Below are 24172 nucleotides of genomic sequence, written 5' to 3' on the forward strand. Positions count from 1 at the left end.
TGGTAGTTCAGTTGGTTAGAATACCGGCCTGTCACGCCGGGGGTCGCGGGTTCGAGTCCCGTCCACTCCGCCACTTAATATCGACAACCTCGCTTATGCGAGGTTTTGTCAAATCTAGAATATGAAAATTCTATAGGGGTGTAGCTCCAATTGGCAGAGCAGCGGATTCCAAATCCGCGTGTTGGGAGTTCGAATCTCTCCACCCCTGCCATATATCAGGCTCTGACTTAGGTCAGAGCCTTTTTTGTATCTGGTTTCTTCTCATTATTATAGCTTATTTCTACTCTTATCCCGTAAGTATGGCTTTCTGCTGTACTTTGGCTGCATTTAATCTACTGAACGAACGAAACTACAGTTAGCTGTAATGATCAGTGGCCCGAAATTTTAATAATAAAGGGGAATCACTATTTATATTTAGTTACACTCAACCGATCTGGATTAATGAGTAACTATGTATGGATATATCTCGTCGACGCTTTCTTCAATCATCCTTAGCAATCTCCGCGCTTGCCGTTCTACCTGCATGTTCTCTATCTAGGAGCACTAATAAGCAGGGGCAATATATATACGATATCACTGCAGAACCTTCTACTGCAGAATTGGTCCCTGGGTTTAACACAGACGTACTCGCATTTAATGGTTCGATTCCAGCGCCTGTGATTCGTTGTCGCCAAGGCGAGAAAGTTATAATTCGGTTTACTAACAAGCTTTCAGAGCCGACTACAATCCACTGGCATGGCTTGCGAATCCCTATTGAAATGGATGGTGTCCCTTTCTTGAGCCAGCAGCCTATCATGCCAGGTGAAACATTCGTTTATGAATTTACACCACCAGATGCGGGCACATTTTGGTATCACCCACATATGAATAGTGTGAAGCAGCTTGGTATGGGCTTAGTCGGGCTAATTGTCGTTGAAGAGGCAGAGCCGGTTCAGTTTGATGAAGAGCATGAAGTCGTCCTCAAGCATTGGCATTTAGACAAACTAGGTCAGTGGAAGAACCTTATGGTGCCGCGCTTGAGCGCTCGTATGGGGACTCCCGGAGAGTGGAGTAGCGTCAATGGTGTGCATGAACCTGTTTATACGCTGAAGCAGAATGCCACTACGCGATTAAGAATTGCTAATGTCGATAATACCATTACTTACCCGATCGCTATTGAAGGTGCAGAGGCTTGGGTTATTGCTATTGATGGTAATCCTGTTAAAGCGCCTTATAAGCTCACTCAGCAAAAAATTGGTCCGGGAATGAGGTTAGATATCGGATTGATTGCTCCGAAGGCTGGAACACGTGTTTATGTGCGTCAAATGAAAGGACGCTTCCCATTCCCTTTGTGCGAGTTTGACGTTGTTGAGTCTGACCTGTCGAACAACCAGAAACTGCCTTTATTACCTCTCAACCCTGTGCCAGATCTCGATTTGAAAAATGCAGAGCAAATCGATTATGTGTTTGAGTGGGAGGGGGCGATCACTCCTGCTGATCAATCGGGCAAAGCGATCCCCCAATTCTGGCTGATGAACAAACGGGCTTGGGAGGGAATGAGCAAAGATAATATTCCAGCGCCGCTTTCAACATTGGAGATTGGAAAAACCTATATCTTCAACCTAAAGAACGTCACCCAATATCATCATCCTATTCATCTTCATGGACACACATTTACGGTTCTTGAGTTAGATGGCAAAAAACTCGACGAACCGTTTCATACCGATACGGTCTTACTTGGAAAAAACGGCAGTGCGAAAGCGGCATTTGTTGCAGATAACCCAGGGCGTTGGATGTACCATTGTCATGTAATTGAACATATGAAGACGGGTTTGATGGGTTACATCGAAGTAAAGTGACTCCTGTAACTTTTAAAATCTTGATAAGTTTTAAGCGCTATACTTTGCTGAATTCTAAGATTGTATAATCACTATTGCCGTAAATTTGATTACAATGTCGCCATTAACTTTTCTGGGGGAATTATGGGACAACTATCCGTTTTGGGTTTTATTGCATTGGGTGGTGCATTTGGTGCATGTTCTCGTTACTTAATTTCTGAACTTTGTGTCATTTTATTGGGGCGTGGTTTTCCATATGGTACGTTAACCGTTAACGTTGTTGGCTCATTTATGATGGGCTTATTGATAGCAGCTTTCGATAATGAACTTTTGGCAACGGAACCTTGGCGACAAGTGATTGGCTTGGGTTTTTTAGGCGCACTAACGACGTTTTCCACCTTCTCGATGGATAATGTGTTGCTCATGCAGCAGGGCGCTTTCTTTAAGATGGGATTGAACGTATTGTTGAATGTCGTGTTAAGTATTTCAGCTGCGTGGATAGGCTTTCAATTATTGATGCGCAGCTAGCAAAGTAGTTAAAAATTGAACAGGTCGGCTTGGTTTCACCAAGCCGTTTTTATATACTGATATCACTTGTCGGAGTGCCATAAGGCTGAGACCGTTAATTCGGGATCCGTTGAACCTGATCAGATTAGAATCTGCGAAGGGAACAAGAGAAGATATTCACACCGGAGTTCTTTCTGGTTGACCTATCAAAAGTCGAATGTTTTTACAGGCAAATATCGTAAGCTTTAACTAGCCTTAATTTGACTCCTCTTGTCGCATCTATCCGCCAAGCATTTTTATCCAATTACTTTTTATCTAGTATAACAAAGCAAGGAAAAATGCTATGTCGAGTCGCAAACAAGCGAGACTGGAAGCAAAACAGTTCATTGATACACTCTCGGTACAACCGTACCCCAATTCAAGCAAAGTCTACGTAGAAGGTTCACGTCCAGATATTCGTGTGCCAATGCGTGAAATATCACTCGCTGATAGCCTTATTGGAGGCACAAAAGAAGCGCCTATTTTCGAACCTAATGAGCCAGTACGCGTTTACGATACCTCGGGTGTATACACAGATCCAGAGCACACCATAGACCTCTATAGCGGCTTACCTAAGCTGAGAGAAGGGTGGATTGAAGAGCGTGCCGATACTGAGCTACTTGATGAAGTAAGCTCGGTGTACACCAAAGAACGCTTAGAAGACGAAACACTAGACGATCTTCGTTACGGTAATCTACCACGTATTCGACGTGCCAAAGATGGCCATTGTGTGACCCAATTGCACTATGCTCGCAAAGGTATTATTACCCCAGAAATGGAATACATCGCGCTGCGTGAAAACATGGGGCGTGCCAAGTATCGCGATGAAGTGCTGAATCAACAGCATCCGGGTCAAAACTTCGGAGCGAACCTACCAAAAGATATTACCGCCGAATTCGTGCGTAAAGAAGTCGCCGAAGGTCGCGCTATTATCCCTTCCAATATTAACCACCCAGAATCCGAACCAATGATCATTGGACGTAACTTTTTGGTCAAAGTGAACGCCAACATCGGTAACTCATCGGTCACTTCTTCGATTGAGGAAGAAGTAGAGAAGTTAGTATGGGCAACGCGCTGGGGTGGCGATACCGTTATGGATCTCTCTACTGGACGTAACATCCACGAAACTCGCGAGTGGATTCTACGTAACAGTCCGGTTCCGATCGGTACCGTACCAATGTATCAAGCGCTTGAGAAAGTGAATGGTGTTGCGGAAAACCTTAACTGGGAAGTGATGCGCGATACCCTGATTGAGCAAGCAGAGCAGGGCGTTGACTACTTTACTATCCATGCCGGTTTACTACTTCGTTATGTGCCAATGACTGCAAAACGCGTTACTGGCATCGTCTCTCGTGGTGGTTCTATCATCGCGAAATGGTGTTTAGCGCATCACCAAGAAAGCTTCTTATATACCCACTTCCTAGAGATCTGTGAAATCTGTGCTAAGTATGATGTGGCACTTTCTCTCGGTGATGGTCTGCGTCCTGGCTCGGTGGCCGATGCTAACGACGAAGCGCAATTTGCAGAGCTTCGTACCCTTGGTGAGTTAACCAAGATAGCGTGGGAATACGACGTACAGGTGATTATCGAAGGTCCTGGTCATGTTCCAATGCACATGATCAAAGAGAACATGGAAGAACAGTTAGAGCACTGCCATGAAGCTCCTTTCTATACCCTTGGCCCATTGACGACAGACGTTGCTCCAGGTTACGACCATATTACTTCAGGTATTGGCGCTGCCATGATTGGCTGGTATGGCTGTGCGATGCTTTGCTACGTCACTCCTAAAGAGCATCTTGGCTTACCAAACAAAGAAGACGTGAAAGTAGGCATGATCACTTACAAGCTTGCTGCACACGCCGCTGATTTAGCGAAAGGGCACCCTGGCGCTCAAGTTCGTGATAACGCGCTGTCTAAAGCTCGCTTCGAGTTCCGCTGGGAAGACCAATTTAACTTGTCGCTCGACCCAGATACTGCTCGTGCTTTCCATGATGAAACCTTGCCTCAAGAGTCCGGCAAAGTTGCTCACTTCTGTTCGATGTGTGGACCAAAGTTCTGCTCGATGAAGATCTCGCAAGAGGTACGAGAGTATGCGAAAGACACTGAGCAAGTTGCTGCGGACCAAGCTATATCGATCAAAATGCTGGATGATCCTCTTGAGGGGATGCGTCAGAAATCGCAAGAATTTAGAGATACAGGTTCTGAACTATACCACCCAGCAGCACATGCCGAGGTAAGTGACTAATGAGCAAAATCCTTATTCCGTCATCATTGATTGAACTGACTGGTTTAGTTCAGCAATGTTTGTTGTTGGCGAAAGAACAGGGTTTTAGCATCGAAGACATTGAGTTGGGTGTGAGCCCAACTCAATCTATTCAGCTTGTTCGCGACCAACAGACCACACGCATAACGACAGATCTTACTGATGGTTATGACTCTGAGCATGAGACTTCATTTGTGCTCTATTACCGCTCTGCGTTATCGGTAGAAGCGTGTGCTAAGCAACCGTCGAAAGCGATTTATATTGGCATTGCTGATACGCAGGTATCCGATGAAAAGGAGAAAGTGCTTCAGCTTGATATCTGGCGTCACCCAATTAACAACGAAGTGAGAGCGCTTTCCGTTAAGTCCAAATTCAACGCAATGTTCGATCCTGAACATCACCTTGCTTGGATAGTAACGCTGACAGTACTCGATTTTCCTATCGAAGATGCGTTAACACTTGCTCGAGGAATGCTAACTCAACAAGCGAATGTTTCACGTGAAACACTGTTGAATGACAACCTTAACGAGGAAAGATCTACTCAGTGGGCTGACCAATTTGATGATTTCCCCACACCTGTACTGGAGGATAACCGACTAGGTATTCAAGTTGGTTGGTCTGCACAAGGCGAAAGCGTTAGCTTTCCAACTCTAACCAAGCAAAGTCTAGGGCTCTATCCAGTCGTTGATGATGTTGCTTGGATTGAGCGTCTACTGCCACTAGGCATCAACACTATTCAACTGCGAATCAAGAACCCACAACAAGCCGATTTAGAACAACAGATCATTCGAGCAATTGAGCTAGGTCGTCAGTATCAAGCACAAGTGTTCATCAATGACTATTGGCAGTTGGCAATCAAGCATGGCGCTTATGGCGTTCACCTAGGACAAGAAGACATAGAAGAATCGAATTTGGCTCAGCTAACTAAAGCCGGTATTCGTCTTGGTCTTTCTACTCATGGTTATTACGAACTACTGCGCATCGTACAAATTCATCCTAGCTACATCGCGCTAGGGCATATTTTCCCAACCACCACAAAACAAATGCCATCGAAACCACAAGGTTTAGTGCGCTTGGAACTGTATCAAAAGCTGATTGATAGCATTCCTTATACAAACACAGAGGCTGCTTTCCGTCCTTCAAAAGACAAAGCAGTTAGTGACAATGTGCTTGGCTTTCCGACGGTTGCGATTGGTGGTATTGACCAATCTAATGCAGCCCAAGTTTGGCAAACAGGTGTTTCTAGTTTGGCAGTTGTGCGAGCTATTACGTTGGCAGAATCACCTCAATCGGTCATCGAGTTCTTCGCACAACTGATGAAGGAAAGACAGCTAACGTTTACTGATAAGAATATTGAGTTGGCGCATAGCAAGAGAGGTGAGCATGCTCACGGATAAGCAGTTCCTTCGCTATCAGCGCCAAGTCGCTCTGCCTGAAATTGCCGAAGTTGGGCAAGAGCGCTTGAGCAAATCGCATGTGCTGATCATCGGTTGTGGTGGGTTAGGAAGTGCTGCGAGTTTGTACTTGGCATCAGCGGGTGTTGGTAAATTGGTTGTGGTCGATAACGATGAAGTTGATAGCAGTAACCTGCAACGCCAGATCATTTATCGTGAACAAGACCTTCAAGTTGCGAAAACAGAAGCAACTGTAAAACAGCTCACTGACCTCAATTCTATGGTTCAAATTCGTGCCCTCAATAAGCGACTAGACAAAGCACAGTTGCAGCTTGAGGTGATGCTAGCGGATGTGGTGCTCGACTGCACCGATAACATGCCAACGCGCCAGCTAATTAACCGAGTTTGTTTCGAGCAAAATACGCCGCTCATCTCGGCGGCAGCAATTGGTTGGCAAGGGCAATTCGCAGTCTTTGATTACCAAACACCAAGTGAACAAGAAGCGCAGAGTAAAGCCTGTTACCGCTGTTTGTATCCGTTCGACGAATTACCGCAAACGCAAAAGTGCAGTGAGAGTGGTGTCGTCGGTCCGGTGGTGGGCACACTTGGCAACTACCAAGCGATAGCGGCAATTCAAAAACTGGCGACGGGAAAGTTTCATGTCGAGACTGCCAAGTTGCATCTGTTTGATGGGTTGAAACTGCAATGGCAAACCATGGCAATAAGCAAAGACAAACAGTGCCAAGTGTGTGCTCAGATTTAGCTTACGAGTAATAGGCAGAATTAAGAGAGTTGGAAGCAATGACGTTATCAGAACAACAAACAACACAAATGACCGCTGCTGACTTAGATGTGATCACTATTGTCATCAATGACCAGTCACATCAAGTTGCCAGTGAGTCGAATCTACAGCAAATCATTAGTCAATTTGCGCTGCCTGAAATGGGCTGTGTTTTTGCAATTAATAACAATGTTGTGCCACGCAGTGAGTGGGCTAGCACAGTTCTTTCACAGGGAGATAGCATCTCTTTGTTTCAAGCGATCGCAGGGGGGTAAAGTCGATGCTTAAAATTGGTGATAAACAATTCGAATCAAGACTGTTCACGGGAACAGGGAAGTTTGCCAACAGCCGATTAATGGCAGAAGCGATTCAAGTATCGGGTTCTCAACTTGCGACCATGGCGTTGAAGCGTGTGGATGTGAACGACCAACAAGACGATATTTTGCTGCCGTTAGTACAAGCGGGCGTGAACTTATTGCCGAACACCTCAGGTGCAAAGAATGCTAAAGATGCTGTGTTTGCTGCACAACTGGCGCGAGAAGCGTTGGGTACTAACTGGCTAAAACTGGAAATTCATCCAGACCCGAAGTACTTGATGCCCGATCCAATTGAGACACTTGCAGCCGCTGAACAGCTGGTTCGTGAAGGCTTCATTGTCCTTCCTTACTGTCATGCTGACCCGGTTCTGTGTAAACGATTGGAAGAGGTTGGCTGCGCTGCTGTCATGCCATTGGGTGCTCCGATTGGTTCCAACAAAGGGATAGTTTCTCACGATTTCCTAGAGATCATCATCGACCAAGCTAATGTTCCTGTCATTGTTGATGCGGGTATTGGTGCTCCTTCACATGCCGCGCGTGCGATGGAAATGGGCGCGGATGCCGTGCTAGTTAATACCGCGATTGCGACTTCGAGCGATCCCGTTGCGATGGCGAAAGCATTTAAGTTGGCGGTAGAGTCGGGGCGTATGGCTTATGAAGCCGGACTTGCAGGTAAGGTTTCTCATGCGGTTGCGTCGAGTCCACTGACGTCATTCCTAGATGAGCTTTAGTCCTAGATTGGTTTAGCTATTAAGCGAGGAAAACATGAGCTTCGTTGAACAATTTAAGCAGCTTAATTGGGATGACATTTCGATGTCTATCTATGCGAAAACGGCAAAAGACGTCGAGCGAGCATTGAATAAACCCAAGCGTGATTTGGAAGACTTTAAAGCGCTAATTTCACCAGCGGCTGAAGCGTACTTAGAGCAAATGGCGCAGCTGTCATATTCGGCAACTCGTAAGCGCTTTGGTAATACCATGTCGCTTTACATTCCATTGTACCTTTCTAACTTGTGTGCCAATGCTTGTACTTATTGTGGCTTCTCGATGGAGAATAGAATCAAGCGTCGTACCTTGAATCGGGACGAAGTGGTTGCAGAGGTCGAAGCAATCAAGCGCATGAAGTTTGATAGCGTATTGCTGGTGACTGGCGAACACGAAACCAAAGTGGGCATGAAATACTTCCGCGAAATGGTGCCGATGATTAAGAAGCGCTTTAACTATTTAGCGATGGAAGTACAGCCACTTGATCAAGACGAATACGCTGAGCTCAAGACATTGGGTTTGGATGCGGTGATGGTCTATCAAGAAACGTATCACCCTTCGACTTACGCCGAGCACCATTTGCGTGGCAATAAGATGGATTTCGAATACCGATTGGATACACCCGATCGTCTTGCAAAGGCGGGCATCGATAAGATCGGTATTGGTGCTTTAATAGGGTTGGAAGAGTGGCGAACAGATTGTTTTTATGTGGCAGCGCACTTGGACTATCTTGAGCGCACATATTGGCAGACTCGTTACTCAATTTCTTTCCCACGTTTACGTCCTTGTAAGGGCGCGCTCCAACCCAAATCAGTCATGACGGATAAACAGCTTGTGCAGTTGATCTGCGCTTATCGCTTGTTGAATCCAGAAGTGGAGTTGTCATTATCGACTCGTGAATCACCAAAGTTCAGAGACAATGCATTACCGTTAGGTATCACCAGTATGTCTGCTGCATCTAAAACTCAGCCGGGTGGTTATGCGATGGATGATGTTGAACTCGAGCAGTTTGAGATCAGTGATGAGCGAAGTGCTGGTTCTGTGGAAGATATGATTCGAGCCAAAGGCTTTGATCCTGTATGGCGAGATTGGCACTCGGCGTATTCTGGTTAATCAGCAAATAAAGACACTGGTCATCGTTATGTTTCACGTGAAACATAAGTAAAGAAAAGAGGGTTGATGCAAAACATCAACCCTCTACTTTTTTCTAGCTTCTAGCTTCTAGCTTCTAGCTTCTAGCTGTGTGCTACTGGTAGCGTTGCTTGACGAAGCCACTCTTTCACATCACCCTCAACAAGTGGGCTGATCTCATCCCATACCTTCTGATGGTAATCATTCAACCAAGCAAGCTCTGGACGAGTTAGCATATCAACATTGATGTTGCGCTTGTCGATTGGACAGCGTGTTAGCGACTCGAATGACAGAACAGGGAAGTCACCGTTAGTTGGGGTTTCAACAACAAGCTCTAGGTTCTCGATACGGATACCAAACGCATCCGCACGGTAGTAACCTGGCTCGTTGGACAGCACCATGCCTTCTGTTAGAGGCACGTCGATTTGCTTCTTCGAAATGCTTGCTGGACCTTCATGAACACTTAGGAAGTGACCAACACCGTGACCAGTACCGTGATCGTAATCGTAGCCCTCCGCCCACAGGTGCTGACGAGCTAGCGTATCGATTTGGTAACCACGTGTGCCTTTCGGGAAACGTGCACGTGCAACACCGATGTGGCCTTTTAGCGCGAGAGTGAATTGTTTAATCATCTCTTGTGAAGGCTGACCGATCGCGATGGTACGCGTGATGTCTGTCGTGCCATCTAGGTACTGACCGCCTGAATCCACTAGGTAAAGTGTGTTCAGTTCTAGCTTGCCAGGTTCAGGTTGGTTCTCGTGATTATAGTGACACATCGCCGCGTTGCCACCTGCTGCCGAGATAGTATCGAAGCTAAGATCCATAAGTGTCGGGTCTTCGCTGCGGAACGCTTCCAGTTTGTCTGCCAGCGTCGCTTCATCATGCAGGTTACCCGCAACGACTTCAGCATCTAACCAAGAAAGGAACTTACTCATCGCTACGCCATCACGGATATGACATGCTTTCATGCCTGCGATTTCAACAGCGTTCTTTGCTGCTTTTGGCATTAGGCATGGATCAGCTTTACTCACCACAGATGCGCCAGCGTTTTGTAGAACCAGCTTAAACCACGCGTTACTTGTCGCAGGGTCAACCAGTACATTCTTGCCAGTTAGGTTTTCTAGTCGTGCTTGCAATGCTTCTGGGTGATGAACCGTCACGCCGGCACCAACATGAGCGTCAAACTCAGCAGGTAGGCGAGCAGGATCTAGGAAGTATTCCACGCTTGAGTCTGAGTGCAGAATCGCGTGAGAAAGAAGAACTGGTAGACGTGAGACATCTAGACCACGAACGTTGAGCAACCAACAGATAGAATCAAGTGCTGTGATCACTGCGCTGTCTGCACCGGCTTTTTTCACGAGCTCTGCGATTTCTTGGCGTTTGCTTTCACTTGATTGTCCAACTGTTTCTGTTGCCATTAGGCGAACATCAGAAACCACAGGAGCAGGGCGGTCGTGCCACAGTTCATCAATTGGGTTGCTATCGAGAATCTTAAGCTCAAGGGTACCTGCAAGTTTTGCTTGTGCCATGTCTAGCCAAGCAGAGTTGTGCATGCGAGGGTCGATTGCCACAGACGCGTCATTTGCAAGATGGTCTTTAATCCAATCTAGTGCAGGCTCTTCAATCAAGTGACGGTATTCGAATAGATCAGCAGGAACCTGCTTTGTTACTTGTACTGTGTAGCGACCATCAACAAAGATAGCGGCTTTGTCTTTGGTGATTACCGCAGCACCAGCAGAACCAGTAAAGCCAGTTAGCCAATGTAAACGCTCGTTGTGCGCTGGTACGTATTCGCCCAAGTACTCGTCTTCATGTGGGACAAGTAGGGCATCAATATTATGTTGTGCTAGCCATTCGCGAATTGCATTCACGCGGCTTTGGGTATCGTTGTGCATCTGTGTTATTCCTTCAAATTACCGCTCCTTCATGCTCAGGTGTGGGAGCTGTTTCCATCTGCTTCATGCAGTTTACGATTCCATTGAGGTTCGCAATCACTTCAATAGAGTCGGAGTACAACTAGGCCATAGATGAGCCAAAAAGGACTACGACAGTTAAGCTACTCATTTTAGCCGCTAAGCGCAAATTGAGTGCGGTGTTTTTATCTAAGGTGATCGGTTTTTTGTGTGATCATCGTACGTAGCCAGCCTAATGCAGGGTCGTTTTCTCTATCTCGGTGCCAGAATAAAGTGTAAGCCATAGGTGGGAATTCTAACGGTAGTGGCAGCACGACCAAATCAAGCTGTTTGGCCGCAAGTTGCACAAAATGACTTGGCGCAGTAAAGATAAAGTCGGTGTATGAACATAAACTTGCGGCACTGTTAAAGTCGGGCACGGTGACGGCAATATCGCGGTCGGCGCCAATATCTGCAAGGCGATAATCCAGCAACCAACGGTCGTTGCCATCACAGCGTACTTGTACATGGCGTAGGGCGAGATAGGCTTCCAGATTCCAAGGTTGTTTTAGCGCAGGATGGTTTTTGCGAATGATGCACATTTGGTAATCACGATAAATTTCCAACTCGCAAATGTCATCGGGTGGTTGAAGAGTCAGCTTGGCATCGTTTATATCGATATCTTTTCCAGTTAGGCCTAAATCCAGTTCGCCGCGTTGAAGCATTTTAAATGTATTATCCGACCACGGGTGTGTGCTGATTGTCACGCCAGGTGCTTGTTGAAAAATCGCCGGTAAGAAATGGGGTAGAATGAGAGGGTAGACACTCTCTACCGCTGCTATTTGAAAACGGTATTCGCTGCTTTGCGGAGAAAACTCTTCGGGTTGAGTCAGCACTTCTAACTGATTTATCAACAGATCCAGTTTCGGTTTAAGAAACAATGCGCGCGGCGTAGGTGTTAATCCATGTGAGTTTCGAGTGAAAAGCGGGTCATCAAATTGAATGCGCAGTTTAGCCAGTGATTTACTTACGGCGGATTGGCTTAAGCACAATCGGTGGGCCGCACGAGTAACATTTAACTCTTCAATCAGCACTTTAAAGCAGACCAATAGATTTAAATCGATACGAGCCAGTTTTTCGACGTTCACAGTGAATTTCCTCTGAGGAATAATGCTCATGATTATACATCATTTCCATTCATATCATCAGATGATTAAGCTTTACCCAAAGTTCTTTATCCAATTCGGAGTGTTGTGTGTCTAGCCAGTTTTCTAATAGTAAAAAACAGATGGCGTTATTGACCCTTTTGGTTCTTTTCAGTCCTTTAGCGATTGATATTTATCTACCTGCTTTACCTCTTATTGCTTCCACTTTTCAGGTCGATAATGCGCTAGCACAAGACACGATCACTTGGTTCTTATTTGCTATGGGTGTTGGTCAGCTATTCGCAGGTCCCTTAGCAGATAAACTCGGACGTCGAACTGTTGCATTGGGCGGTATCACCATTTACGCGATGAGCGCTTTATTGGCGTGGAGTGCTCAAAATATTGAGTGGATGTTGGTTTCCCGACTGCTACAAGGCTTAGGTGCGTGTGCGACATCGGTAGCAGCCTTTGCAACAGTTCGCGATATCTTTGGCCCGGAAAAAAGCGGCAAAATGATCAGCTACCTTAACGGTGCGATTTGTTTCATTCCTGCTTTAGCTCCAATTCTAGGTAGCTGGTTAACTCAGCAATTTGACTGGCGTGCTAACTTTAGCTTTATGGCGGGTTTTGCTGTGGTGTCTGGATCATTGATGTTTTTCATGATGAAAGAGACTAACCCGTCAACAGAAAAGCAAGCCGTGTTTAAGCTTAGTCGGTATTGGGCAGTGCTTAGCACACCATCTTTTGTTTTCCATGCGTCATTATGCTTGATGGCGATGGCGGTTATTCTTGCTTACGTTACCTCAGCACCGTCGGTATTGATGACGGGGATGGGGCTGTCGATGAATGAATTCACTTTCTGGTTTGGTGTAAATGCGGTGATAAACATTGCGGCATGTATGCTGGCGCCTAAGTTTATGGAGCGCGTTGGAACTCACAACACCTTGGTCACCGGGATCTCAACTCTGGGTCTCGCTGGTGTGATCATGCTAGTGATGAATGGTCAGAATACCGCGCTTTCTTTCATGCTACCTATCTTCATGTCTTCTGTAGGTTTTGCATTCATTCTGGGTGCAGCGGCAGGGAAAGCGTTAGAACCGTTTGGTGATAAGGCGGGCACGGCAGCTGCACTGCTTGGATTGTTCCAAATGAGTGGCTCTGGTTTGTTGGTGGGTACGCTGCAACGCTTATCTCTGGATCCGCAAACCTTGATTGCAATTCATATGTGGGTCCTATTACCTGCGTTGGTCGTTCTGTTTACAAAAGCAGGGAAGAACTGGCACTCGAGCTTTGCGAAAGCGTAAATCAGTGTAATTTAGTATTTTCCAATGTAAGTAAGGCGTGTATATTTGTCACTCAGACTTTTCCTGACACCATAACGGAACTCAAAAAGTAATGTCGTTAACCACGTATGAAATGGCTCGTATTCTAGAGCAAATGGAAGATTCACCAGAAAAGGTGATGTTTGGCAAGTTGCTTAATGAGCTGGGTAATCAAAGCTCCGAGCGTATTCGTAGTGCGGCTAAACAAGTACCTCTGCCAATTTTGCGTGATATCGTGTACCAATTTCAGCAAGTGATTGAGTCACGCAAAGATGAACAAGTCGAGCAGATGGCAAAAGACCTCGCTCAGCAAGGTATCTCAGCAGAAGAGCTACTGGCTTACTTGAATAAATAATAAAAAATCCCCGCATGATGCGGGGATTTTTTTAGCTCGTCATTTTCTTTTTCAGGATGTGGTCCAAAGACAGCGGTCCTGGCCCCCATACGATTACGATAAGAATCATCAATCCCCAAAGTTGGTGGTCATAAAAACCTTTCTCCCACAACAGTGGGTAAGAGATCACTGCGATGATGTTGAACACAAACAGAATTGCTGCCATCGGGCGGGTAATCAATCCTAGTGCCAAGAACACCGGTAGAACCAACTCCGCAGCCGTACCTAAATAAGCCGCCAATTCCCATGGCAGTATTGGCACTTGGTATTCCAGCTCAAATAAGTACAACGTGCTATCCCAAGACGAGATTTTGATTAGTCCTGAATTGAAGAACACCCAAGCAACCCAAAAGCGACAAAAGAGAAGTAGTAAAGGGACAAAGCCTGCTTGTAAGGCACTGATTAAATCATCGTACCGATTCACTAAGTTTTTAACCGTATCCGTCATAGAGTGCTCCTTAGATTGATTGCAATGTAAAGCCGTCAACAATATCGAGTGCCATGATGCGATTGAGATGAGCGAGTAAAACTTCAGGTATTTCGCTCAAACTCTGCTTCTGCTCTAAACATTGCAGCAGTTGGAACACATCGGCATCGAGTGCGTGACACAAGGCTTCTCCATTGGCTTGAATCGATATGACACCTTGCTGTAATTGGTTGATATTAAGTTGTTCGAATTGCCCAGTTTGAATCGCGCTAAATAGATCGAATACTGCGTAGTTGGAGTCAAAGCTGCGGCAGCCCTTTTTAAGGTGTAAGACTAAAGCGGGTTGTTGCTCTTCACTCACTTCGCCAAGTAACGCAAGCGGTTTTAATTCTGCTGCATTGGACTGTTCATACTGTGCTTGACGAGCTAGGTCGATATGCCACTCGAAGCGTGCGACTTCAGGGCTGTAAGGTGCTTGTGCGATCACCTGACTAAACTGCATGATGGTGTCTTGAAAGCCTTCGCCATAATGCACCACATTTCCTTCTTCTAATGGGTAAGAAAGAACATGCTGGCGAGCTATCTGTTCAAAGCATTCTTCACCAAGCAGCGCTTCAACCATCGGGTAGGTCGCGGACAACACTTCGCTTAAGCTGACGATAAAGTTATTGCGGTAAATTTGTATGCGTTCATCAGCGGTAAACGTATCACTGGCAATATCGCAGTCTTCACCGAGCGCTTGATAGTGCAGGGCTTTAGCAAACTGGCTTTGTAAGGTGGCTAGATTCATGATGCCTTCCTTGGTTCGCTTTGTTCACTTGGAAGTGTGCCTTGCAACAGCAGTTGCGATGCTTTCTGCGCTTCTTCGAGCAAGACTTCTGGCGCGGGGATATCCAAATCCCATTCAATCAACGTATGACGTGGACCGTGTTTTTTTGTCCACTGTGAAAACAACTGCCAAACTTCATCGCTAACTGGGCGGCTATGGGTATCAATCCATATCTCACCTTTGTCGAGTTGTTTAATGGTAAAACCTGCCAAGTGAATCTCATCCACTTTGTCGGCTGGAATCGCATCTAGGTATGTGTCGCAATCAAAACCGTGGTTGAACGCTGAAACATAAACATTGTTTAAATCGAGCAATAAACGACAGTCAGTGCGCTTTTGCACTTCGGTAAGAAACTCCCATTCGCTGATGGTCGAATGTTGAAACTTCACATAACTAGATGGGTTCTCTATCAAGATCTCGCGTTGCAAATATTCCTGCACTTCATTCACGTTACGAGTGAACACGTTGAGCGCTTCTTCCGTATACGGAAGTGGAAGCAGGTCATTAAAGTAGTGACCGCCGTTTTCACTCCAACTTAAATGGTCAGAAACAAGAATTGGGTCGATTGAGTCAATCAGTGATTTAAGTTGCGCAAGATGCTTTTGACTAACACGTTCCACCGAACCTAGCGACAAACCAATACCGTGGCAGCTAATTTGATATTGCTCGCGAAGCGTTTGTAGCTGATGGCGCTCTGTTGCATTGGGTTGGAAATAGTTTTCACTGTGGATTTCTAACCAAGACAACTCAGGCTGGGATTGGCTAAAGTAATCGAGGTGAGGGGTTCTTAATCCAACTCCAACAAGGTCGTGGAAGGTGTGGTGTTTCACGTGAAACTCCTTTTCAAATCGTGCGGGAAGAGAAGGATGCGTCTTGGCTTTGCGTTGGTTGAGCGTCAACGCATCCTCACAATAGCTAGCGATAAAAGATTATGAAGAAGAAGTGCTACCGCCAGCGAGTTTGTCACAAAGACCTTTTGGTACGACTACGAATGCGTCTTTTTGGTTATCCTCTTTAGAAGTACCAGCGCATGAGCTGCTTTTTGTTGCACAGTCGTTTTTACCTGCTTTAGAAACGCCATAGCACTTTTCTTTTTCAGCAGCGACAGCTGGAGCTGCAGTTAGCATTGTGCCACCAAGAGCTAGAAGACCAGTAACAGCAGCAGTAACAGCTAGATTCGACTTTTTCATAATAAATTCCTCTGAATGATTTCCTTTACTTTAAGTTGGCAAGATGAATCGCCTGTTTTGGCGTTTTTGTTATCAACTTGCTTAACTTAAAAGATAGGAAACTGGCTAAAAAACTTTCAGAAAAATTTCTGAAGCAAATGGGTTTGTAGGGTTAAATAGGTATAACTAATTGATGTGTTGGGTAAAAAAACATCGATTTTTTTATCAAGTTTTGTCTAAACAGCACCCGGTTGTTTAGGTTATAATCGGTTTTTATGTATAAATAACCAGTAGCTCTCATCATGATGGATCCATCTCTATTACTCGACGGTTTGAACGATAAACAACGTGAAGCCGTTGCAGCACCTCTAGAAAACTTGCTCGTTCTTGCTGGCGCAGGAAGTGGTAAGACACGCGTTCTTGTTCACCGTATCGCTTGGCTGATGTCGGTCGAGCAAGCTTCTCCGTTTTCAATTATGTCGGTAACCTTTACCAATAAGGCGGCGGCAGAGATGCGTGGACGTATCGAAGAGCTAATGATGGGCAGTGCAGGCGGTATGTGGAATGGTACTTTCCACGGCATTTGTCACCGTATTCTGCGTGCACACTATCTTGATGCGAAGCTACCGGAAGATTTCCAAATCATTGACAGTGACGACCAACAGCGTCTACTAAAGCGTTTGATTAAAGCGCAAAACCTCGATGAGAAGCAGTGGCCGGCACGCCAAGTGGCATGGTGGATTAACGGTAAGAAAGACGAAGGTCTGCGCCCGTCGCACATTGATGCGTACCATGATCCAGTAACCAAGACATATCTACAGTTGTACACCGCTTACCAAGAAGCGTGTGATCGTGCTGGTTTAGTCGATTTTGCGGAAATCTTGCTGCGCGCACATGAGCTACTGCGTGATAACAAGTTCGTCCGTGAACACTACCAAGCACGCTTTAAGCATATCTTGGTGGATGAGTTCCAAGATACCAACAACATTCAATATGCTTGGCTACGTATGATGGCGGGTCCTGAGTGTCACGTGATGATCGTAGGTGATGACGACCAGTCGATTTATGGTTGGCGTGGTGCAAAAGTCGAGAACATTGAGAAGTTTACGCTCGAATTCCCAAGCGTGAATACCATTCGTCTTGAGCAAAACTACCGTTCCACTAAGACCATTCTGGAAGCATCTAACACCCTGATTGCGAATAACACCGAGCGTATGGGTAAAGAGTTGTGGACGGATGGCGTGGTCGGTGAGCCTATCTCGGTTTACAGCGCTTACAACGAATTAGATGAAGCCCGTTTTGCGGTGAACAAAATCAAAGAGTGGCAAGACAAGGGCGGTGCTCTGAATGACGCTGCGATGCTTTACCGTAACAACGCCCAGTCGCGTGTTCTGGAAGAAGCGTTAATTCAAGCCGGTCTGCCTTACCGTATCTACGGCGGCATGCGATTCTTCGAACGTCAGGAAATCAAAGATGCCTTGAGCTACATGCGTCTGATTGCCAACCGTAACGATGATGCGGCGTTTGAACGTGTGGTGAATACGCCAACGCGTGGTTTGGGTGATAAGACGCTTGAAACCATCCGTTTTGCGGCTCGTGACCGTGGTTGCACTATGTGGGAAGCGAGCGTGGCAATGTTGGACGAGAAGGTGCTTGCTGGTCGCGCTGCTGGTGCTCTGAGCCGTTTTATCGAGCTTGTCACCGCGCTAGAAGACGACACCTTAGAGATGCCGCTGCATCACCAAACTGACCATGTAATTAAATACTCGGGCTTGTTCGCGATGTACGAGCAAGAGAAGGGTGAAAAGTCTAAGGCACGTATTGAGAACTTGGAGGAATTGGTGACCGCAACTCGCCAATTCGAGAAACCAGAAGAAGCCGAAGACATGTCACTGCTGACGGCATTCCTAACCCACGCAGCACTAGAAGCGGGCGAAGGACAAGCGGACGAATTTGAAGATGCGGTTCAGCTCATGACATTACACAGTGCGAAAGGTCTAGAGTTCCCATTGGTGTTTATGGTCGGTGTGGAAGAAGGCATGTTCCCAAGCCAAATGTCGGCAGAAGAAGCAGGGCGCTTAGAAGAAGAACGCCGTCTGTGTTACGTAGGCATGACCCGTGCAATGCAGAAACTGTACATCACTTATGCTGAAATGCGTCGTTTGTACGGTCAGGATAAATACCATAAACCGTCTCGCTTTATCCGTGAACTGCCAGAAACTTGTTTAGATGAAGTACGAATGAAGGCGCAAGTTAGCCGTCCTTCAAGCAGTGGTCGATTTAGCCAAACTGTTGTGAAAGAGAGCTTTAATGAAACCGGCTTTACGCTAGGTTCTCGTGTGATGCATCCAAAGTTTGGTGAAGGCACCATCATCAACTTCGAAGGCAGTGGTCCACAGAGCCGTGTACAGATTGCCTTTAACGGTGAAGGCATCAAATGGTTGGTAACTGCTTACGCACGACTAGAGAAACTGTAAGGTTTGACCAAAACTCATACCAATCGTAGTAAATAACTGGTCATTCTAGCTTGTTAAAATACTCGATAACTGCGTTGCAATTTTTGATTGTAGAATAACTACTTATCGAAAAATTGCGCCTTGTTCTCAAGCATTTTCCCTACGCTATTTCTGATCACTTATTTACTGTGATTGGTATCATCAACTTAAGAGCTGCTTCGGCGGCTCTTTTTGTTTGTGCAGTTTTGGTGTCGCTAACGCAGTAAAAAATGGAATGATAAATGGAGTACAAAAGCGCGACTTAACGATGCCGTTTGAAGTGAAAGGTGGGCGTTGTGGGTGAATGCCTGTTTTCAGCAGATCTACTGAGAAAAACTTTAGGCAAAGAAAAACCCCGAGGGCTTGCGCCCATCGGGGTTATAGTCTTACTCGCAGCAATCCGGCTACTAAGAGTGCTCCATGCATCTAATCCATGATAGTGTGCTGAATCCGTCAGCTTAATCCTTACGTCGCCTTCCTAGCGGTGTCCTTAATGACCTTATCCTGGTCTGCTAACTATCCTCGTTAGCTCTCATCACTTGTTCCCTGAGCGGTGTCCCTGACATCATCCTGATGTTCAAATCCTTGCCTCGTCCAGAGGTGTCCATTTCCCGTCCTTAGTAGCAACCATCCTAGTCACTATTGATTCCGTTCAATGTCCAATTTTGCAATCCATGCCCGACTATTCATCCTGAATAACCGTTTCTTCTTCCTGAAGTTCACCAAGTCCGTGGTGTTTCCTGTTCCGTGTCTGCATCCTTCCGACAGGTTCAATATTACGTGTTTAACGATTTCCAACAACGGGCTAATCTCACATTTTTTAACTCTCTTAGCGTTCAAAAAAGATACATGAGTATTAAATTCAATGGCTTATGATCTTTGCTGTACGGTTTTACCATTAAAAAAGAGAGGTTTGCTCAACCCTTTGTGAGAGATCTCGCACAAGGGGTCGAGCGAAAGACTCTTACTGCCCGATAGCGGCACCTTCACGTCTTGGATCCGCAGCGCCTTCAAGACCGTCTTTTGTTATGCGTATCGCATGCAGACCAGAGTTCAAATCCCGAACATCGGTTTTAAAACCCATCTTCTCCAGAGCAGGCTGTAAGCCCTCTGCGGCGGTACCTTGCTCAATATCTAAGGTGCCAAAACGGTTCAGCAATCGTGGCTGATTAATCGCGCTCTGGATGTCCATATCCCATTGCGTGTGGGCGATAATGGCTTGTGCGACGTAACCAATAATGCGGCTGCCACCCGGTGAGCCAATTGCCATGTAAGGTTTGTCATCCTTCATCATAATGGTCGGTGCCATGGAGGAGCGTGGGCGTTTTCCCGGTTCTAAGCGGTTCGCGATTGGCACACCATCTTGATGCGTGCGGAAAGAGAAATCGGTCAGTTCGTTATTGAGCAAGAAGCCACGCACCATCAAGCGTGAGCCAAAGGCGTTCTCGATGGTTGTTGTCATTGAAACCACATTGCCTTGCTTATCGACGATATTGAAATGGCTGGTGGAAGGCAACTCGATCGATTGGTCCATGCTTAAGTCCATGGCGTGCGACCAAGGAGGATTACCGGCTTCAGCCTTACTCAAGGCTTTACCGACTTGAATGAGCTCAGCACGTTGTTTGAGATAATCTTTATCAAGCAAGCCTTCGGTTGGCATTGGCACATAATCATGGTCAGCCATGTATTTACCACGATCTGCGAATGCAAGGCGCGATGCATCAGCGATCACTTGCCATGATTTCGCGCTTTCGGCTCCCCAACCTTTAAGATCGTATTGCTCGGTGATCGCGAGAATCTGTCCAACCGTCAATGCGCCAGAGCTAGGTGGTCCCATGCCGCAGATGTCATAGCTTTGGTAAGCCGCACAAACCGGTTCACGTTGCTTGATTTGGAACGCATCAAAGTCAGGTTGTGCCAATACGCCAGGATTGCCCGGTGCATTCTGTACTGTCTTGATGATGTCTGTGGCGATATCGCCTTGATAGAAAGCTTTTGCCCCTTGCTCTGCAATTGCCGTCAGAGTTTGCGCGTATTCAGGGTTCTTCAACAACGTGCCTTCGGCTTTTGGTGAGCCATCTGGATTGAAGAAGTAAGCCTTAGTCGCAGGGAAGCGAGATAGGCGCTTGGCATCTTTTTCAATCAGACTCGCGAGGCGAGGACTAACTTCGAAACCTTGTTCAGCCAAGGTAATTACGGGTTGGATGATCTTTTTCCATTCCAACTTGCCGTATTTCTGGTGCGTGTCCCACAGCAGTTTCACTGTACCAGGAGTGGCAACGGAGCGCCCGCCGACAACCGCATCGTAAAATTGTAGGGGTTGTCCTTTTTCGTCTAAAAAGAGTTTCGGCGTCGCGGCGAGCGGTGCGGTTTCGCGTCCATCATACGTAGTCAGTTTTTGTTTCTCACTGTCCCAATAAACTAAGAAGGCGCCACCACCAATACCTGATGATTGCGGTTCTACCAAGCCCAGCATCAGCTGCACGGCAACCATAGCATCAATAGCATTACCACCTTGGGCAATAACATCCGCACCAGTTTGGGTTGCAATTGGGTTAGCAGCGGTAACCATATAATCTTTCGCTTTGACCAGTTGTTTTTGCTCGAAGCCAGTGCTGTGCTCCGGCGCAACCGCATCTGCTGCTTGGTTAGCAAAGGTTGGGGTAGATAAGACGAGTGGGGAAGTAAGAAAAAGACCCGTGGTCACGAGTCGGTTGAACGTCCAATGCATGATGACTCTCCATGTTGCCAGTTTTGTGCTTTGAGCTTGGCAGTTATGGAGAGTCACGTCGAGTCAGCAATCTTAGAAATGTCGATTGTGCTACGCTTTTAAATCAGTACTTTATCCGATAAAAGTATTGATAGTTTGGTATAGAATACTGCCGCCCACTAGAGTAAATACCGCGCCGCATAGACCGTCGATGTAGATACCCGCTTGTTGCAATTTACGCTGTAAGCGCTGTGTCGACAGCATCCATGCAAGGCTAGAGAACCAGAATAGCGACAAGCCAAACAGGATGACCAGTGCAATACCTTTGCCAGTAATCGACATACCTGCTGGGACTAAACTCGACATCAAACTGACAAAGAACACCAGGGCTTTTGGGTTAAGAATGTTGGTCGCAAACCCTTTAGCAAACGCTTGACGCTTATTGCTGATCACTAGGTTATTTTGCTTCTTAGGTTGATCCGTCTGTGGGTTTTGGATCATCGAGATCACGGCACGCAATGCGCCAATTCCTAAGTAGAGCAGGTAACTACCACCGAGCAGTTGTACCACGGAATACAGCACTGGGTGCTGGTGGACGACAAAACTCACACCTGTCAGGCTGAACAAAGAGTGCAGCAAAATACCGACGGACAATCCCAACGCAATGTACAAGCCAGTTTGACGACCATGACGCGTCGCATTTTGTACGACCAGCGCAAAGTCCGGACCTGGACTCATTAGGGCAATAAAGTGAATGCTGGCGAGTGTCAGCAATATGGTGGATTCATTCATAACACATCTCAAATTTAACCAATGCGGCTATTGTCGTGGTAAGTCACCTGTGGCGCTTGTAAAAAACTGACAGCTTTCTCGGTAAATGAAATTAACGAGCCACTTGAGAAGGGGAAACGCCGTAGGTCTGTTTAAACGCTTTGCTGAAATGCGCTTGATCGTAGAAACCGATCTGGTGGGCGACGTCGGTACCACATTGACCAGCTTGCAGTAACTTCATGCCTTGTTCAAGGCGCAGGCGTGCGAACCACGCATAAGGCGTCATGCCGGTTTGCGCTTTAAAGTGGCGCTGGAACTGAGTTGGGCTCAGTTGGCACAGCTCTGAAAGTGAATCCAAACGCACCGCTTGGTCAAGGTTAGCCATTAGATAATCTTTTAACGTCCCAAGCGATTGGTTTCCTAGCGGCACCACTTTTTGTCGCTCAAGCGATCCGTAGCGATCAAAAAGTTGGTTAAATCCTTCAAAAGGAAGGCAATCTTTAGTGAGTTGGCTGAGGTTTTCACGACGAAGTAGCCCGTGTAAGTTACTAAGTTGTGAAAATATCTGGGGATCCGAGATGATCAGTTCGTTGAAGTGTATTATTTGACCGTTTTTCTTAAGATCGGCTAGATCGCTCAATAGATGAGGTTCGATCGCAAACACATTCACTTCGTAGCCACTCTCGAGCTTAGATTGCCCGTCGTGCAGCTCATCCGGCGGCATAATCACAATTTGCCCGTGACCAACTTGGTGGCTGTTACCTTGGTATTGGAACTTCTGCGCACCATGCGTGATCAGGCCGAGATGAAAATCCAGATGGTAATGCCTTTGAAAAGCAAATTTCTGGTATTTCGCCTCTATTAGACTCAAGTTGTCATGGTCGGTTGCGTAGTACTGAATATGTTCCATTAAATAAAAAAGCTTGGTCACATTATGACCAAGCTTATCTGGCAATTTCTAACTTGTCTTGTAAAAAACGATCACTGTGGCTGAACGATCCGGCGTGAGCGACGGTTATTACGTAATCCATCAAAGCTAAACACGACTAGTGCTCCCCAAATAAAGACGAAAGTGATCGCTTTATCCATGGTAAAGGGTTCGCCATACATCAATACTGCAAGTAAAAACATTAAGCTTGGGCCTATATATTGGAAAAAGCCCAAAGTCGATAATTTGAGTCTTGTTGCTGCACCCGTAAAGCACAGCAGTGGCAGGGTTGTTATAACCCCAGCTGCGATCAACAAACTATTTAACGTAAGTGGATTCGTAAGCATATTTGAGGTTGGTGTATCGGCAACAAAAAGCAAATAAACAGCGGCCACTGGCAGTAGAAGTAATGTCTCAATAAACAAGCCAGTTTTTGCATCGACACTGACTTTCTTTCTTAATAAGCCATAAAAGCCGAAGCTCATTGCTAACGCCATCGCAACAACGGGTACGGAGCCAAATACAATCAGTTGAACGAGTACGCCACAACCTGCCAATACAACCGCGAACCACTGTAATTTACGCAGTCGCTCACCAAGGAAGACCATCCCGAGTAAGACGTTGATCAGTGGATTAATGTAATAACCTAAGCTGGCGTCGAGCATATGATTCGAGTTTACCGCCCAAATGAAAATCAACCAATTGCCGCCAATTAACATGGAACTTGCGATCAGGTAAGCGATTTTCGTTTTGTCTTTCGCGATGTGGTAAGCCGAGCGCCAGTGACGGCCAAAATGGAGGAGTGCAGCAAGCAAAAAGAAAGACCATATCACTCGGTGGCTGAGAATTTCCAAAGGAGATACTTGTGCGATGGACTTAAAGTACATCGGCGCAATGCCCCACATGGTATACGCGCCAATCGCTAGCAAGATGCCTTGCCGCGCGCGTTGTTGTTCGTCTTCTGGTGTCATGAAGTGTCACCTAATTGTGTGTTTTATAGAGCAGAAAATCAGTATACGAGTCGTGATGCGAAACACCTAACAATTTGCGGTTTTATTCACCATGAAACCCCATTA

The 24172-nt window shown here is 46.3% G+C and carries 21 protein-coding genes, 1 tRNA gene and 1 riboswitch; of the genes, 12 read left to right on the top strand and 10 right to left on the bottom strand.

The window, feature by feature from the left end; translation table 11 throughout:
- The first annotated feature begins 134 nt into the window (after positions 1-134).
- The 9 genes from R7O12_RS20715 (at position 135) to thiH (ending at position 8996) form a co-directional block, all read left to right on the top strand.
- Positions 135-211: transfer RNA gene (locus R7O12_RS20715), tRNA-Trp, on the top strand.
- A 244-nt stretch (positions 212-455) separates the two neighbouring features.
- The gene (locus R7O12_RS20720) at positions 456-1838 is read left to right on the top strand and encodes a multicopper oxidase family protein (protein ID WP_318126323.1); all 1383 of its coding nucleotides are present in this window, start codon (positions 456-458) and stop codon (positions 1836-1838) included.
- A gap of 123 nt (positions 1839-1961) precedes the next feature.
- Positions 1962-2345 carry a fluoride efflux transporter CrcB gene (crcB, locus tag R7O12_RS20725; RefSeq protein WP_005378811.1) on the top strand — a complete coding sequence of 128 codons (384 nt, stop codon included), beginning with the start codon at positions 1962-1964 and terminating at the stop codon, positions 2343-2345.
- Positions 2346-2405: 60 nt separating this feature from the next.
- Positions 2406-2504: riboswitch (TPP riboswitch) on the top strand.
- Positions 2505-2667: 163 nt separating this feature from the next.
- On the top strand, positions 2668-4608 hold the full coding sequence (thiC, locus tag R7O12_RS20730) for a phosphomethylpyrimidine synthase ThiC (RefSeq protein ID WP_318126325.1): 1941 nt from the start codon (positions 2668-2670) through the stop codon (positions 4606-4608).
- Complete coding sequence (locus R7O12_RS20735; RefSeq protein WP_318126326.1) at positions 4608-6023, top strand: thiamine phosphate synthase; 1416 nt, start codon at positions 4608-4610, stop codon at positions 6021-6023. The genes thiC and R7O12_RS20735 overlap by 1 nt, the downstream gene beginning before the upstream one ends.
- Positions 6010-6783 carry a HesA/MoeB/ThiF family protein gene (locus R7O12_RS20740; RefSeq protein ID WP_318126327.1) on the top strand — a complete coding sequence of 258 codons (774 nt, stop codon included), beginning with the start codon at positions 6010-6012 and terminating at the stop codon, positions 6781-6783. The genes R7O12_RS20735 and R7O12_RS20740 overlap by 14 nt, the downstream gene beginning before the upstream one ends.
- A 38-nt stretch (positions 6784-6821) precedes the next feature.
- Positions 6822-7076 carry a sulfur carrier protein ThiS gene (thiS, locus tag R7O12_RS20745; RefSeq protein ID WP_005378804.1) on the top strand — a complete coding sequence of 85 codons (255 nt, stop codon included), beginning with the start codon at positions 6822-6824 and terminating at the stop codon, positions 7074-7076.
- A gap of 5 nt (positions 7077-7081) precedes the next feature.
- Positions 7082-7849, top strand: a complete 768-nt coding sequence (locus tag R7O12_RS20750) for a thiazole synthase (RefSeq protein WP_017633515.1) — start codon at positions 7082-7084, stop codon at positions 7847-7849.
- A gap of 34 nt (positions 7850-7883) precedes the next feature.
- On the top strand, positions 7884-8996 hold the full coding sequence (gene thiH / locus R7O12_RS20755) for a 2-iminoacetate synthase ThiH (protein ID WP_213961384.1): 1113 nt from the start codon (positions 7884-7886) through the stop codon (positions 8994-8996).
- A gap of 122 nt (positions 8997-9118) precedes the next feature.
- On the opposite strand, the gene R7O12_RS20760 is transcribed toward thiH, so the two are convergent.
- A complete protein-coding gene (locus tag R7O12_RS20760) occupies positions 9119-10909 on the bottom strand; it encodes an aminopeptidase P family protein (protein WP_033907323.1) in 1791 nt (596 codons plus the stop codon).
- 203 nt (positions 10910-11112) lie between these two features.
- The gene (locus R7O12_RS20765; protein WP_005378791.1) at positions 11113-12054 is read right to left on the bottom strand and encodes a LysR family transcriptional regulator; all 942 of its coding nucleotides are present in this window, start codon (positions 12052-12054) and stop codon (positions 11113-11115) included.
- A gap of 107 nt (positions 12055-12161) precedes the next feature.
- Between R7O12_RS20765 and R7O12_RS20770 the strand changes: the two genes are divergently transcribed.
- Both R7O12_RS20770 and R7O12_RS20775 read left to right on the top strand, forming a co-directional pair.
- Positions 12162-13355: a multidrug effflux MFS transporter gene (locus R7O12_RS20770; RefSeq protein ID WP_005382927.1), complete on the top strand. Its 1194-nt coding sequence runs from the start codon at positions 12162-12164 to the stop codon at positions 13353-13355.
- A gap of 91 nt (positions 13356-13446) precedes the next feature.
- Positions 13447-13728, top strand: a complete 282-nt coding sequence (locus R7O12_RS20775) for a hypothetical protein (protein WP_005378786.1) — start codon at positions 13447-13449, stop codon at positions 13726-13728.
- A 31-nt stretch (positions 13729-13759) separates the two neighbouring features.
- Here the strand turns inward: R7O12_RS20775 and R7O12_RS20780 are convergent, their stop codons facing one another.
- The 4 genes from R7O12_RS20780 to R7O12_RS20795 all read right to left on the bottom strand — a co-directional run bounded on the left by R7O12_RS20780 (position 13760) and on the right by R7O12_RS20795 (position 16213).
- On the bottom strand, positions 13760-14215 hold the full coding sequence (locus R7O12_RS20780) for a DoxX family protein (protein ID WP_213965898.1): 456 nt from the start codon (positions 14213-14215) through the stop codon (positions 13760-13762).
- Between the two features lie 10 nt (positions 14216-14225).
- On the bottom strand, positions 14226-14984 hold the full coding sequence (locus R7O12_RS20785) for a DNA-binding domain-containing protein (RefSeq protein WP_054579630.1): 759 nt from the start codon (positions 14982-14984) through the stop codon (positions 14226-14228).
- Positions 14981-15853, bottom strand: coding sequence for a DUF692 domain-containing protein (locus tag R7O12_RS20790; protein ID WP_054579631.1), 873 nt, complete (start codon positions 15851-15853; stop codon positions 14981-14983). Before R7O12_RS20790 ends, R7O12_RS20785 begins: the two co-directional genes overlap by 4 nt.
- Positions 15854-15952: 99 nt before the next feature.
- On the bottom strand, positions 15953-16213 hold the full coding sequence (locus R7O12_RS20795) for a DUF2282 domain-containing protein (protein WP_005378779.1): 261 nt from the start codon (positions 16211-16213) through the stop codon (positions 15953-15955).
- 281 nt (positions 16214-16494) lie between these two features.
- On the opposite strand from R7O12_RS20795, the gene uvrD reads away from it, so the two are divergent.
- Positions 16495-18669 carry a DNA helicase II gene (gene uvrD / locus R7O12_RS20800; RefSeq protein ID WP_005378778.1) on the top strand — a complete coding sequence of 725 codons (2175 nt, stop codon included), beginning with the start codon at positions 16495-16497 and terminating at the stop codon, positions 18667-18669.
- Between the two features lie 982 nt (positions 18670-19651).
- On the opposite strand, the gene ggt is transcribed toward uvrD, so the two are convergent.
- From ggt to rarD, 4 genes are all read right to left on the bottom strand, one after another.
- Entirely contained in the window at positions 19652-21418 is a 1767-nt protein-coding gene (ggt, locus tag R7O12_RS20805; protein ID WP_318105993.1) for a gamma-glutamyltransferase, read from the bottom strand.
- 111 nt (positions 21419-21529) lie between these two features.
- Entirely contained in the window at positions 21530-22189 is a 660-nt protein-coding gene (locus R7O12_RS20810) for a LysE family translocator (protein ID WP_318105995.1), read from the bottom strand.
- 91 nt (positions 22190-22280) lie between these two features.
- Positions 22281-23078 (bottom strand): AraC family transcriptional regulator, encoded by a 798-nt coding sequence (locus R7O12_RS20815; protein WP_017633800.1) that lies wholly within the window; start codon positions 23076-23078, stop codon positions 22281-22283.
- 71 nt (positions 23079-23149) lie between these two features.
- Positions 23150-24067 (bottom strand): EamA family transporter RarD, encoded by a 918-nt coding sequence (gene rarD / locus R7O12_RS20820; RefSeq protein ID WP_005382912.1) that lies wholly within the window; start codon positions 24065-24067, stop codon positions 23150-23152.
- Positions 24068-24172: the final 105 nt, after the last annotated feature.

It is taken from the genome of Vibrio sp. Vb1574 (assembly GCF_033338675.1).

Bases quoted from the DNA above. Each gene is read 5' to 3' on its own strand.
- R7O12_RS20720 (WP_318126323.1), top strand. From the start codon at position 456: ATGGATATATCTCGTCGACGCTTTCTTCAATCATCCTTAGCAATCTCC.
- crcB (WP_005378811.1), top strand. From the start codon at position 1,962: ATGGGACAACTATCCGTTTTGGGTTTTATTGCATTGGGTGGTGCATTT.
- thiC (WP_318126325.1), top strand. From the start codon at position 2,668: ATGTCGAGTCGCAAACAAGCGAGACTGGAAGCAAAACAGTTCATTGAT.
- R7O12_RS20735 (WP_318126326.1), top strand. From the start codon at position 4,608: ATGAGCAAAATCCTTATTCCGTCATCATTGATTGAACTGACTGGTTTA.
- R7O12_RS20740 (WP_318126327.1), top strand. From the start codon at position 6,010: ATGCTCACGGATAAGCAGTTCCTTCGCTATCAGCGCCAAGTCGCTCTG.
- thiS (WP_005378804.1), top strand. From the start codon at position 6,822: ATGACGTTATCAGAACAACAAACAACACAAATGACCGCTGCTGACTTA.
- R7O12_RS20750 (WP_017633515.1), top strand. From the start codon at position 7,082: ATGCTTAAAATTGGTGATAAACAATTCGAATCAAGACTGTTCACGGGA.
- thiH (WP_213961384.1), top strand. From the start codon at position 7,884: ATGAGCTTCGTTGAACAATTTAAGCAGCTTAATTGGGATGACATTTCG.
- R7O12_RS20760 (WP_033907323.1), bottom strand. From the start codon at position 10,909: ATGCACAACGATACCCAAAGCCGCGTGAATGCAATTCGCGAATGGCTA.
- R7O12_RS20775 (WP_005378786.1), top strand. From the start codon at position 13,447: ATGTCGTTAACCACGTATGAAATGGCTCGTATTCTAGAGCAAATGGAA.
- R7O12_RS20780 (WP_213965898.1), bottom strand. From the start codon at position 14,215: ATGACGGATACGGTTAAAAACTTAGTGAATCGGTACGATGATTTAATC.
- R7O12_RS20785 (WP_054579630.1), bottom strand. From the start codon at position 14,984: ATGAATCTAGCCACCTTACAAAGCCAGTTTGCTAAAGCCCTGCACTAT.
- R7O12_RS20795 (WP_005378779.1), bottom strand. From the start codon at position 16,213: ATGAAAAAGTCGAATCTAGCTGTTACTGCTGCTGTTACTGGTCTTCTA.
- uvrD (WP_005378778.1), top strand. From the start codon at position 16,495: ATGATGGATCCATCTCTATTACTCGACGGTTTGAACGATAAACAACGT.
- ggt (WP_318105993.1), bottom strand. From the start codon at position 21,418: ATGCATTGGACGTTCAACCGACTCGTGACCACGGGTCTTTTTCTTACT.
- R7O12_RS20810 (WP_318105995.1), bottom strand. From the start codon at position 22,189: ATGAATGAATCCACCATATTGCTGACACTCGCCAGCATTCACTTTATT.
- R7O12_RS20815 (WP_017633800.1), bottom strand. From the start codon at position 23,078: ATGGAACATATTCAGTACTACGCAACCGACCATGACAACTTGAGTCTA.
- rarD (WP_005382912.1), bottom strand. From the start codon at position 24,067: ATGACACCAGAAGACGAACAACAACGCGCGCGGCAAGGCATCTTGCTA.